Here is a 13,415-nt window from a genome sequence, read left to right on the forward strand (position 1 = left end):
GGGAGAACCAATATGAGTAATTTTGAAAACAAGATTGATTTTGCAGTAGTTATTTCTGTAAAAAATGCAAATCCCAATGGAGATCCGCTAAATGGGAATCGACCTAGGGAAAATTATGATGGCTTTGGTGAAATTTCTGATGTTTGCATCAAGAGAAAAATCCGCAATCGCTTTCAAGATATGGATCAAGCAATATTTGTTCAGTCAGATGAAAGAAGAACAGATGGTTTTAGGAGCCTGAAGGATAGAGCCGATGGCTGTGAAGAACTTAAAAAATCAAGTAAAGACAAGGAACAATACGCAAAAATAGCCTGTGAAAAGTGGATTGATGTGAGAAGCTTCGGGCAAGTTTTTGCATTTAAAAAAGGTGGAGATGATAATTCTGTGTCGATAGGTATACGAGGTCCAGTTTCAATTCATTCAGCGGTAAGTATTTCTCCAATTGAAATTTCAAGTATGCAAATTACTAAAAGTGTTAATGGTGAAACAGGGAAAGATCCTGATAAGAAAAGCCCTGACACAATGGGTATGAAACATAGGGTTGAATTTGGTGCTTATGTGATTTATGGAAGTATCAATACGCAGTTGGCAACAAAGACAGGCTTTAATCAAGAGGATAGTGAACTCGTTAAAAAAGCTCTTATTACACTTTTCGAAAATGATTGTTCCTCTGCCCGTCCTGATGGCAGCATGGAGGTATGTAAGTTGTATTGGTGGAAACACAATAGCAAGATTGGTCAATATTCATCTGCAAAGGTTCATAGGACCTTGCGAATTGCCCCAACAATAGAAATGCCAAAAGATATTAATGATTACAATATCACCCATGAAACATTAGACGGACTAGCTCCAGAAATATATGATGGAATATAAAGAGGAAGATTTTATATTACTATCTGGGATACAGCACTTTTCATTTTGTAGACGCCAATGGGCTTTAATACATATTGAACAGCAGTGGCAAGAAAACCTTCGTACGATTGAAGGCCAAATTCTTCATGAAAGAACACATGATAACACCGTAAGAGAAAAGCGTGGAGACTTGATTGTTTCACGGGGGATGGCAATCTTTTCTCGTTCGTTAGGGATAACCGGGGCTTGTGATGTTGTTGAACTCCATAAGGCATCGGATGGAGTCAGTATATTTGGTAGGGATGGAAATTATAAGCCAGTCCCTATTGAGTATAAAAGGGGTAAACCTAAAGAAGATGAGTCTGATATACTCCAACTATGTGCACAGGCTATGTGTCTTGAAGAAATGCTATTATGTGAAATCCCAGAAGCTTTTTTGTTCTATGGGGAAACCAAACGACGGCTTAAAGTTACACTTGAAGATGAATTGCGGCAACGGGTACAAACAATTGTTAAAGAAATACATGAATTATATGACAAGAGATATACACCTAAAGTTAAACCATCTAAAAGGTGCAAGGCATGTTCACTTGCTGAAATTTGTATGCCGAAGTTATGTAAAAATCCCTCCGCTGTTAATTACATAAAGAAAAATCTTTTGGAGGTGGAGGAATGAGAAAACTATTAAACACACTCTATGTCACTTCTCCCAATACTTATTTATCTCTTGATGGAGAGAATATTGTGATTTTAAAAGATCAAGTAGAGATCTCTAGAATTCCATTACATAACCTTGAAGGCATTGTTGCGTTTGGGTATACTGGTGCAAGTCCAGCATTAATGGGTGCATGTGCAAAACGAAATATTGCGTTAAGCTTTATGAAACCAAGTGGTAAATTTCTCGCTAGAGTAGTTGGTGAGGTTAGAGGTAATGTCACTTTAAGAAAAGCACAATATAGGCTTTCAGACAACACAGAGGAAAGCAATATAATTTCTAGGAATTTCATTCTAGGGAAAATTTATAATACACGTTGGGTGATTGAGCGGGCAACTCGAGACTATGCAATGCGACTTGACGTTGATAAATTAAAAAAGGTTTCTAAAGTTCTTGCAAATTCCCTGAAATTAGTTGAACAAAGTGAAAATTTAGAGCAGCTCAGAGGTTATGAGGGGGAGGCAGCATCACAATATTTTAGTGTATTTGACGATTTAATTCTTCAACAAAAAGAATTCTTTTATTTTCGTTACCGTAATAAGCGCCCCCCTCTTGACAATGTTAATGCGATGCTGTCATTTGTATATACGCTACTGGCACATGATTTCGCAGCAGCATTGGAAACAGTTGGGCTTGATCCTTATGTAGGATTTTTACATCGAGATAGACCAGGCAGGATTTCGCTGGCACTTGATATGATGGAGGAGTTACGTTCTGTTTATGCTGATCGGTTTGTTATTTCGTTAATCAACAAAAAAGAAGTGAATTCAGATGGTTTTACCCAAAAGGAAAATGGTGCAGTTACTATGGATGATGATACAAGAAAAACCATCTTGAAAGCGTGGCAGAGTAAGAAGCAGGAAACAATCACACATCCATTTTTACAAGAAAAGGTAGAATGGGGCCTTGTCCCTTATGCCCAGGCAATGCTATTGGCCAGATTTATCCGGGGGGACTTGGACGGATATCCGACGTTTATGTGGAAGTAGGGGATGAAATGTTAGTGTTGATAACTTATGATATAAATACACAAACACCACTTGGTAGGAAACGACTACGCCAGGTTGCAAAACAATGTGTTAACTATGGTCAACGTGTTCAAAATTCAGTGTTTGAGTGTGTGTTAGATGCAGCTAAATGCCGTGAGGTTCAGCACACACTTGAAAAAATTATCGATAAGGACAAAGATAGCTTGCGATTTTATTATTTAGGAAACAATTATAAAGGTAAGGTTGTACATATAGGCGCAAAGGAGTCATTTGATGTTGAGGACACACTTATAATTTAGTGCGAACCTTTAGTTAACATGAAACGCCTAGAGCACTCGCACCTAAAATAGAAGGATTTTTGGTGCATAATAGTTAAAATATGCAATGAAAATCATTGTTTTAATAGTAAGAATGCAAAAGATGGCTAAAAAGTCAGGAAATTAGGTAGATTTTAGCTCTTTTTTGCTGTCGCTCCCTATATGGGGGCGTGGATTGAAATCGTTATTATCTTTTAGTCCTGCGAATTGCATTGGTAGTCGCTCCCTATATGGGGGCGTGGATTGAAATATTTTGCATTGATATTTCAACCCTGTTATTTTTCCAGTCGCTCCCTATATGGGGGCGTGGATTGAAATCCCATACAACTACATTGAAAAAATCCGCTTTTTTAGTCGCTCCCTATATGGGGGCGTGGATTGAAATGCTCATAGCTCTTAGCTTTGAATAAGATTTACAGTCGCTCCCTATATGGGGGCGTGGATTGAAATTAAAAGGGAGATGATTGAATGAAGTATATAGACCCGTCGCTCCCTATATGGGGGCGTGGATTGAAATTTCTGGTATTTCCTTACCTTTTAATATCGCTGTAGTCGCTCCCTATATGGGGGCGTGGATTGAAATTTATAGCTTCAGGTGTTTCTCCGGTGTTGTACATGGTCGCTCCCTATATGGGGGCGTGGATTGAAATAATGCTCCAGTTTTTAGCTTTCATTTCTCTTATAAGTCGCTCCCTATATGGGGGCGTGGATTGAAATTTCCATGTGGATTGACCTTTATCGTATTCATCCAGGTCGCTCCCTATATGGGGGCGTGGATTGAAATTTGTGTCATGTCCTCAACCCATTGTGTCCCTGTCGTCGCTCCCTATATGGGGGCGTGGATTGAAATCAATACACCAAATTCATTTAGTCTGTATTGCGTGGGTCGCTCCCTATATGGGGGCGTGGATTGAAATTGCCCTGGTGGCTGGTGTTAACTCTTTAAATTTAGTCGCTCCCTATATGGGGGCGTGGATTGAAATCTTGATAGTGTGTACAAAACACTCATATTCATTGTGTCGCTCCCTATATGGGGGCGTGGATTGAAATTTGTTCACTTAGTCCGTTCCATTGTTTTTTAGTTGTCGCTCCCTATATGGGGGCGTGGATTGAAATTTATCTTTTATTAACATGTTATAATCTGATAGAGAGTCGCTCCCTATATGGGGGCGTGGATTGAAATCTCCCCTCAATCTCCTACCATTTATTTCTGAATTGTCGCTCCCTATATGGGGGCGTGGATTGAAATGGATTCGGCAACAACAATCGAAGTAACAATGGGGTCGCTCCCTATATGGGGGGCGTGGATTGAAATACCAGGAAAAGTAATGTATTCAAATCATTTAGACTTCTCATTCCCAAATGTTCTCACAAACGATGAACCTCAACAAAACTTAGGCATAAAGGAAACCCTTTGATGAGCTTATCTTACCAAAGGGTTTCCTTTATGCTTTAATTTCTTTCAACATATTATGTGCAAAGACTTCGGCCTTTTCTTCGATCTGAGGATTCCAAAATATAGAGCCTGGATCATTAGCAATGGCTGTTAATGCAAAGTAAGGAGGTAATTGAAATCCTTTATTAATATTTAATGAATCAAAAAGTTGCTTTGAAACTGAATCACCACCGGAGTTAGCAGAAACAACTAGGGCAAAGATGCTCTTATCATAGAATTTGATTTTTCGATAGAGAGCTGTTAATCGGTTGATGACAGCAATTAAATTAGCAGAAACAGAATTATTGTAGTTAGGACAAATCCAGACGATGGCATCGGCTGCCTCAATGGCAGGATAAATCTCCGTGACCATCATCCCCCCATAAAAGCAACTGGTTTGCATGCCATAATGCTTGCAAGTTTGATATGGGCATCCAATACAGTCTAAGACGGTGCCATTTTCAACATGAAATTCTTGTATATCACAGACATCTAGATGATTTTTTACTAAATCCCATAGAATCAGGGTATTGGACGTCCTGCGATTACTAGAGTGTAAAGCAACAATTTTTGGCCTTTTAATGATCTGAGGTTGGTAATTTAGCAATCTTTTACCTAAGGATTTAGCGCGCTCTAATGCAATTTCTTCCAGGGATAAATCTAAGGCTTTCTGCCATGTCATAAAATTTTGAAATCCTCCGATGACTTCCACCAATGGATGCCCCATAAAGCGACATCCCATCTGGTTGGCTAAAAAAAGAATCGTCTTCGTCATACTTCGTGTATAGTATTCCGTATCGCTAGAGATGATTAATGCAGCCTGGGCTCCTAATAAGGAATCATCTCCTCTTCTCTTTAAAGTGGTCAACATTTCTAGTAAGGGGATATTTGTGCCTATTTCATCTAACTGAACCACAAATAATAGGCTACAGTTCTGTAAATCAGGCAAATCCTTGGATGTTTTATGTACTTGATAAGCACCACCTTCTACAGCGGATTCCATCATGTCATGTAAGTGAGTGGATACTTCTCCAGGGATGATGACATGAATCATAAAATCGCCTCCAGTTTATCATAGGTTTCCTGAAGTCGATTCAATAGTAAGGGATGAAGTGTGAGGGTTTCCACTTCTGTACCAGAAGAAATCAATCGATTTTTCGCTCCCATATAGACGCCTCCCATATAGGTGGCACTATAGTGCCACTCACCTTTGATTGTAGATAAAATGGAGAGGGCACCAGAAGAAAGGGCTGGGGCAATATAAGGCTTAAAGCCTAACTGCCGCACCTCTAAATTAGCTTTTTTGGCTTTTTCAGTTAAATAGGCTGATAAACTTTCATTATAATTGTAGATACTATCTGCGATGACTAAATCTGCTCCATGGGGTCCAAAAGAGCGACCCTCCTGTTCGAAATGCAGGGCCTTTGGATTTTCCTTTGAATAGTAACGGGCTCTGGCATTCATTACACCAAGACCATAACCCCGAATTTGCTCTGGGGCCAATCCCTTAAAGTCGTAATTCCCAGCGTTATCAGTGTTGCTACTATTTAAAACAACTTTACAAAGAAGATCAACAGGATCGGAAACCACAGCAAATATGCCCTTAAAGCCAGCATCTCGAGCCTGCTTGGCATAGACCTCAATGATTTCTGAATTAGCCTCTAGCTGTACCATTCGAACATCCTGTGCTTCATCTCCAATGGCGGGAACGCGAGCAGCAATACAGAAGACAAACATATCACAATTAAACAGTTGATCATTCTCCAGGATGTGTACATCAGGATAGAGGCTGTCATTAATATTGTAGATTTGATTGATTTCTTGCTCCCAGCGTTTCAGCTTGTTGGGGGTCCGATCATAAATGCCAATACGATCCACCCATTGATCTCCTAATAATCGGAGGCCCATTAATAATGTGCCTCCAACATCACCTAAACCAGCAATATGGACGCGCCATTTTTTGGGATGGGATTGTGTCAAAACAGTCTCCCAATCAGGGTAATCAGTATTGACACCTGTAACTGAACCTGCTTCAATTTTATGCTGTATCCACAGTGGGAGGGGATCCGTAGATGTGAATTCCTCCTGGTGGATCAAATTTAAATTCTCTTTGTCAGTAAAAATAAGAGCAGGATGTGAGAGGGAAAAGGTCCTTCGACTCTTATTAGGATCCATAGATTTTAGATAGTACAGTGATCCCTCATGTTTTTGAACTTCTACTTCATCAATTTGTTCAAAACCAGGGTAATGGTTACGTGAAAACAAAATGTTATCTTGAAAACGATAATAAAACATGTAGTAGTCCTCCTCTGATTATATCGTAAAGCTATATTTTAATCGTTTTAATTGTTCTAAATCTCTTTCTAAATGTTGGGATGGGTGAACGTTATAATTATAGCTGACATTTTCTCCTTGGTCAGGATAACGAGGGTACAGGAAGACTTCACCTAGCATAGAAAGTGTCAACTTCTTCTCATTAATTCTTTGGTATTCAATTTCTACAGCCTTTAATATATCGATGGCATTTTGAAGACAGGTTTCTGATAGATCATACAAGGTTTCCTTTGGCACATCCTTAATAAAGGAAGGTGAGGTGTAGGGAAGAATAAAATTAACTGAAGATAAAATATTCTTCTCAGGATAGACGCCTCTCCACAGTGTGTCGCCACCAATAAAGGGATACAATAAAGCCTCATTAAACCAGAGACGTAGCTTGGGTAGAAAATAAGCACTATCAACTTGACGATTTTGAATCTCCATTAACTCTTTACCTCGTCCAGATAAAAGGCCTACGATCACTTTTTTCACATTAATGTTTTCAGACTTTAGTAGTGGGTCAAGTCCTTTAAGACGATAGCCTTTATTTAACAGGTCATCAACTAAAATAACCGGACGATCAAAGGATCCAATCATACGAACTTGATTTTTTATATCTAAATAAAAGGGATAAGCACCAATTGTAAAGCTCTGCATATCTGGTGCAAATAGTCGTTCGATATGTAAGGACTTCGTAACGGTATTCGGAACAATGGCACGATTTAGGATGTTACCAAAGGGAACACACATAAATTCTCCTAGTTGCCGAGGAACCATGGCAATTGGGGGGACACTGTTTTCCATACATATTTTTTTCATAATCACTTCGTCAATGATCTTCCGATCAAATGAGAGGACCAAATGTCCAGGATAAAGCTTTGTGAAGGCTTCTTGCAACTTTTTACGAGTTTTAAGAACTGTTTTTTTGATCAAATAGTTGCTGTTAAAGGGTTCTTTAATGATGGTGTTAATATCAAGGGTCAAGGTACAGGGATTTGTCATATTAACGATAAATAGCGGACAAGACTTTTCATAAGAAATATCCTCAAAGCCATGCAAATTAAGTAAAGAGATCATATTAGGTGATACCTCTGGTTCAATGGTATTAAAGAAAACACCGAAGCTATAATCGTGCTTTAGGGCATAGGCTAAGGTTTCAGACAAAACCACCTGATGGAGATCATCAAAGGTTGCATGATCCTGGACAAATAACCCGCTAATGCAAACAATTCTCCCCACATATTGATTTCGAACCTGCTCAGACAGGTATCGATCCGTAAAGGTTTGGTAGAACATATCTGAAGGGAGCCAATGAAATAGACTATAGCCCAATATATGCTCCGGATCATTGGCATTTCGAGCCAGCAATAGGGTACATTGAGGCATGGTTAATGCTTGCTGAATACTCTTATATGATTTGGATTCATTTTTATGAAAGATGGAAACTAATTCTTTAATGAGATCATCATCAGGTCCATTGATGAAATCAAAATCCATAGAGACCGGCTGGGTGAATGATTTATATTGAGGTTCCCTTCGGTATAGGCTATGCTCATAAATATATCGTTGCGCCAGTGGATCAATTAAATTAGAGATATCTCTATTATCATCTATATAGTCTCGAATTTGGGAAGAACTAATATCCTCGTACTGGGGTGGCAGATTAAGGCGAAGAACAGGGCCTTTCATCTGTGTGATCATATCATGTAATAAAGTATCTTGCTCTATGGCAAAGTTACCTACTCTTCGTTCGAAAATAACGTGAGGCAACTGACTAATACAAAACTCTGTAGTAGGACTATCATAGGCTGAAGCGTTTAAAATGACATCGCTACCCACCACAATATAAACCTGAGATTGTGGGAAATTATGAACGAGTTTCTTTAAATCTTCTGGACTAGCGATATTGACGGGAAAGTCCTCGGGGTAAAGATAAACATCCAGTTCATCGGCCACAGACATATTAATAATATTTTTACGAATCAAATTAGGCTGGGTTCGCTTAGACCAAGAGAACTCATCTACTGTTAAGTAAACCTCAAATCCTGTGTCGCGAATGGCCCTCGTAATTTCTTTGTGACTCAAGGTAAAGGGATCAAATGAGCCTGGGAAAAAGGCAATTTTATCAGGTACTTTGATCTCAATGACATCAACAAAAAAATGATAGTCTGAAATAAAGCGATAAATATGGTTTAATCCTGCTGAATTTGTTAAGAAGGTAAGCTCTTTTTCTTCTGTATCACTTAAAAGGATCAACAGCTTTTTAGCAATTTGTTGGAAAATTTCATGCTTCTCTTCTAAGGTGATTCGATGAGATCTAAATAGATCTTTTCCAATGACACTGAAGGCAATTTGATTAATTTGAACATCATCATGAACCAAACCATTCAATAAAATACTAAGGAGCTTTTGTCGACGCAATTCATATTTTCCTGTATCCTCATCGAACAAGTTTTGGTATTTAGCGTAGTGAGATAGAAAGATACCAATTGTTTTTAATAAAAGCGAACTGGTTTGACTGTTGGATTGTTTGATTTTTTCATAAAAGTCCTCGATAATCTCATCTAGTTCAATGGGTTTTAAGTAACCAATTATTTGACCAAGATAATTAGGAATGAACTTAGTAAATTGTACCCCTTCAATTTCTAAAGCCCGGAGTAAGTCTATGGCAATGTCATTTCGTTGTTCTATGGGTAAGTGTGAGAAAATATTTACCAGGGATTCACCTGCACGATTACGCACGCTTTCAACAGCACTTACCTTTAATAAATTGCAAAAGTGCATGGCGGTATAAAACTTACTCACACTTGAGGATTCGATGCTGTACCTGAGCAAAAGTTCAACATGTGTTTTTTTTGTAATCCAATTTGTAGCAGTTTTTAAGTTACTCAAATAGATGTCTGGCACTTTATTACGACCTATTTCATAATGCTGCTGAAATCGTATGATATCTGCTTTATCTATAAAGATGAGTAGAGCAAGCTGATAGTGTAAATAATGAATTGCAGGAATTGATTGTGTTAATTCTTGTTGATGTAAAATGGCTTTTAATTCGGCGTAAATATTGTGACCAGCGGGCACAAAGTCAATAAAATAAACCATTGTCTCTAAGGCCGCTACTTGAAGGTCAATACGTTCACTTTTAATACCTTCTAGAATATAAGTGCCTAACTGATCAAAGTAAAGATCCGAAGAGGAAATTGGAATGAAATTTAATGTTTCAAACAAATCCATTGTGATGGCTGCATGATCTGCTGTATTGTGATTGTAGTAAGGTAAAATGATATTTTTGTAGTTCTTTAATTGATACTCTGGACATAGTTTGAATAGCGAAGCAATAAAAGGGCGCACACTATAACGAATCCAACGATGATGTAGAGAAATGATTTTATGATCAGGCCATAAAAAACGCTCAAGATATTCAGTTAATAAACCACAGCTGGTGATTGTAGGTGGGTCTAAGGTCACACCTTCTGGTATTTCTTTACGGTAATTTTCATCAAAGGTAGCAATTAAGCTGCCTATTAACTCAGCGCATTGACTACGAATGTCTTCCTCGGGGTGAATCAGTTTTTCATATAAAAACTTCAGCATAATCACTTTTTGTTTTTGGGTTAAATAAGTGGAATACTCGTCAAATAAATCTAAATATTCTCGTAGGGTTTTGGGATCCTTTTCTCCTCTAATCACTTCAATTAATTCATTCAAAGAAGTTTCATCTCTTAGTTTGTACATTAAGTGGATGTTATGGTGAATCGCTAAATATTTTATGTTCTCAGTAATGAGGTTGCCATGCATGAGAGAATAATAACGCCTTTCTTTTTCATCTAGTAGCTCACTTGGGTGTCCATCAGGATCCACAAGTACTCTGAAATCCAATAAATAACTTTCAAAATCCCTTAGTTTTTGATAAACACGTCTGTAGCGTTTTTCTTTTTCATCATCTACATTGTCCAATTTCTCTAATATGGTTTGAAAGGCCTCTTCAAGGCTAATCATTTTCATAACATATTTCCCTGAGTCGTCAAGAACATTCTTAACACGAAAATCTGAATAGATCAAAATCAGAGACTCTATAGATAAGTTTTCTAACTCTAAGTCCCAAACTGAGTGATTTAACGCAATATGACCAATAAAAGTAAAGTTATGTTCATTGAACCATTGATCTGTATAATAGTAATGGAGATAGGCCACACGCTTAGATTCAAAGGAACGACAACCAAACTTACCGATGTCATGACCAGCAGCAGCACCAGACACTCTACCTAGATCAACAGAAACACCACGATCTAATAATTGACGGCCCACATGTAGGGACAAATAGTGGACAGCACAAATGTGGTCCAAAGTATTATGGCCCATAACTTCAAAATTTAATTTCATCATTTCATAAATAAATTCTTCTTTAAAAGCCTTAACAAAAGACTTATACTCCCCCCTAGGAGTAGGAAGCTGCTTCACTTCTTCACTGGTTAAAAAGTCTAAAGGGTATTTACTTTGCCATGTCCCATCCTCAGTCCTTCTTTGATAGTCTGAAACAATTCTCAGGACTGCTAAATAGAGAAGACAGGCATTGTCATTTTGGGGATCCAGTGTGATTTCCACAGAATGAGGAAATGATTTACTTAAAGTAAATTGGTAGATATAATGCAAGGGGAGTTCGGGTGGTGTCCCCTTCCAGAGAGAACTGAATATGTGTTTACATAGATCGTATACACGTTGGCAGCTATAGTCACCATCTTCAATGATTGTATTAAGCTGTTGCATAAAGTGAGGGTTTTCTATTTCGGATGAAATGAGCTCCTCAGTCAAATGATACTGTGTAAGGAAGTCTTGCTCTAAAAGCTTCGTAGTGATGTCGTCATAAAGTTGTTTTTTAAGGTCCAGTTGCATTTAGGTTCCCCCTCTGTAGATTATCGTTAATTCTCATTATACCCGAAGTATAGGGTATTTAAAAAACAAATCCATATTTAATGTGATAAAAAATAACATTTCAGTATTGAGTGATTTTGAGATGATGATAAAAGGTTACGAATATATGAAATTGACTTGAAATAATATGGATTGAAGGGTATAATAGATAGAAAGTGCCACTGCTTGTGGTGCTAGAGAATAAAAACAAGCTTTATTGAATAAGGGAGGAAACGAAATGAAACCTAAAACAAGAAAAGCGATTGCGATTACAGTTGCAACAGCCATGATTATCGGTACATTCTCAAGTCTCCTATTGATTTTTTAATAGGAGATTTTTCTTTAAGCACTTGAAATTTTTAATAAACGAATGATTAAAAATTGAGTGCGCTATGAGTCGGTGCGGAGCATAGACGAATTTTAAGTACTTAAAATTTGAAAAATAGGAAAAATTAAAAAGGGAGGGGCGCAATGCATATCTCATCACCACTTAAAAGATTCATTGGAAACCTATTGGATAACGCTTTGTTTGGTATTATCGTTATGTTCTTTTTTATGATGGCTGCAGCAATAAATAGTGAAGCACTGGTTGCGATTTCTTTTTTTGCTGCTTGGGGCATACAGTTATATTTCTGGTCAAAGGGTACATCCCTTGGGAAAAATGTAATGGGGATGAAAGTAGTCAATAAGTATACCCAAGAGCCAGTTGGATTGGGTTTAATGATTATTAGAGAAACCATTGGTAAGTTTCTCTCGGGACTCATTTTCTCATTAGGATATATATGGATTCTGATCGATTCTGATCATCAAGGATGGCATGATAAATTCATACAGTCTATTGTTGTAGATTGGTAAGTAAAAATATGACTTAGAAAATTGACTACCTATTTTCAATGATAAGGCTCTTGTTAATCTTGGTATTACAGGATTTATCTAATTCGACAAAAAAACAAAGGAATTTTATAAAAGGCATTGCATATTTATTTATACAGATGTATAATATTACAATAAGAAAAAATAAAAAGTTCGTGTAGGGGGAAATATTAATGAAAAAAGGATTTGGAAAATTTATTAAAATAGGAATCGTTGCACTTAGTTTAATCATATTGGTTACGGGATGCTCTCAAGCTCCAGGTGCCAGTAGTGAACAATCGAAGCTAGAGGCGGTTCAAAGTTCAGGTAAACTGGTATTAGGAACTTCTGCAGACTATCCACCATATGAGTTTTATGCAGAAGTAGATGGTGCGTTACAAGTAGTTGGATTTGACATTGAGATTGCAAAGGAAATTGCAAAGGATATGGGAGTTGAATTAGAAATCAGAGACATGGACTTTGATGGATTGTTATCAGCATTGGTGACAGGAAACATTGATATGATTATTGCTGGTATGGTACCAAGTGACGAAAGAAAGAAAAGCGTTGATTTCTCAGTGCCATATTACTCAGCAGAGCAAACAATGGTTGTCAGAGCAGCAGATTTTGATAAATTTTCCACAGTAGAAGACTTCACAGGGTTGACAGTAGGGGCCCAAACAGCAACAATTCAAGAAGAAATTGCAAAGGAACAAATTGCTAACGCAGAGTTGAGAACATTAAGTGTCATCACTGATTTAGTAATGGATCTAAAGACAAATAGAATAGATGGTGTGGTTTTAGTTGAGCCAGTTGCCAAGGCCTATGCAGAAAACAATGATGATGTTGTGGTTTCTCAATTACACTTTGGACAGGAAGATGGCGTTGCAGTTGCAGTGGCAAAAGATACAGATGACTTCTTAAACTCCATTAACACAACATTAGAGAGATTATTAGCAGAAGATATGATTAGTCAATTTATCGTGGAGGCAACAGAATTAGCTAGTGAGCAAAGCGAATAGGCAGCC

The 13,415-nt window shown here is 37.7% G+C and carries 9 protein-coding genes and 1 CRISPR repeat array; of the genes, 6 read left to right on the top strand and 3 right to left on the bottom strand.

The features are described 5' to 3' along the window. Positions 1 to 12 precede the first annotated feature (12 nt). The 4 genes from cas7c to cas2 are packed head-to-tail and all read left to right on the top strand — an operon-like array spanning position 13 to position 2,855. Positions 13 to 873 carry a type I-C CRISPR-associated protein Cas7/Csd2 gene (gene cas7c, locus AMET_RS08235; protein WP_012062880.1) on the top strand — a complete coding sequence of 287 codons (861 nt, stop codon included), beginning with the start codon at positions 13 to 15 and terminating at the stop codon, positions 871 to 873. Continuing rightward, on the top strand, positions 860 to 1,528 hold the full coding sequence (gene cas4 / locus AMET_RS08240; protein WP_012062881.1) for a CRISPR-associated protein Cas4: 669 nt from the start codon (positions 860 to 862) through the stop codon (positions 1,526 to 1,528). The genes cas7c and cas4 overlap by 14 nt, the downstream gene beginning before the upstream one ends. Beyond that, a complete protein-coding gene (cas1c, locus tag AMET_RS08245; protein WP_012062882.1) occupies positions 1,525 to 2,556 on the top strand; it encodes a type I-C CRISPR-associated endonuclease Cas1c in 1,032 nt (343 codons plus the stop codon). The genes cas4 and cas1c overlap by 4 nt, the downstream gene beginning before the upstream one ends. Continuing rightward, positions 2,547 to 2,855 carry a CRISPR-associated endonuclease Cas2 gene (gene cas2, locus AMET_RS08250; protein ID WP_330368728.1) on the top strand — a complete coding sequence of 103 codons (309 nt, stop codon included), beginning with the start codon at positions 2,547 to 2,549 and terminating at the stop codon, positions 2,853 to 2,855. Before cas1c ends, cas2 begins: the two co-directional genes overlap by 10 nt. Positions 2,856 to 3,023: 168 nt before the next feature. Further along, a CRISPR array of direct repeats spans positions 3,024 to 4,122; the repeat unit is 32 nt; unit sequence GTCGCTCCCTATATGGGGGCGTGGATTGAAAT. A gap of 196 nt (positions 4,123 to 4,318) precedes the next feature. On the opposite strand, the gene AMET_RS08255 is transcribed toward cas2, so the two are convergent. From AMET_RS08255 to AMET_RS08265, 3 genes are read right to left on the bottom strand one after another with little or no spacing between them, the layout of a single operon-like run. Next, on the bottom strand, positions 4,319 to 5,362 hold the full coding sequence (locus tag AMET_RS08255; RefSeq protein WP_012062884.1) for a flavodoxin family protein: 1,044 nt from the start codon (positions 5,360 to 5,362) through the stop codon (positions 4,319 to 4,321). Next, a complete protein-coding gene (locus tag AMET_RS08260; protein ID WP_012062885.1) occupies positions 5,359 to 6,603 on the bottom strand; it encodes a lactate/malate family dehydrogenase in 1,245 nt (414 codons plus the stop codon). Before AMET_RS08260 ends, AMET_RS08255 begins: the two co-directional genes overlap by 4 nt. A gap of 18 nt (positions 6,604 to 6,621) precedes the next feature. After that, positions 6,622 to 11,517 carry a cytidyltransferase gene (locus AMET_RS08265; RefSeq protein WP_012062886.1) on the bottom strand — a complete coding sequence of 1,632 codons (4,896 nt, stop codon included), beginning with the start codon at positions 11,515 to 11,517 and terminating at the stop codon, positions 6,622 to 6,624. Positions 11,518 to 12,006: 489 nt separating this feature from the next. On the opposite strand from AMET_RS08265, the gene AMET_RS24255 reads away from it, so the two are divergent. Together AMET_RS24255 and AMET_RS08275 are read left to right on the top strand one after the other, a co-directional pair. Beyond that, a complete protein-coding gene (locus tag AMET_RS24255; RefSeq protein WP_012062887.1) occupies positions 12,007 to 12,390 on the top strand; it encodes an RDD family protein in 384 nt (127 codons plus the stop codon). 191 nt (positions 12,391 to 12,581) lie between these two features. Next, positions 12,582 to 13,409, top strand: a complete 828-nt coding sequence (locus AMET_RS08275) for a transporter substrate-binding domain-containing protein (RefSeq protein WP_012062888.1) — start codon at positions 12,582 to 12,584, stop codon at positions 13,407 to 13,409. Positions 13,410 to 13,415 lie beyond the last annotated feature (6 nt).

Origin of the sequence: Alkaliphilus metalliredigens QYMF (genome assembly GCF_000016985.1) — a bacterium.
Classification (GTDB): domain Bacteria; phylum Bacillota; class Clostridia; order Peptostreptococcales; family Natronincolaceae; genus Alkaliphilus_A; species Alkaliphilus_A metalliredigens.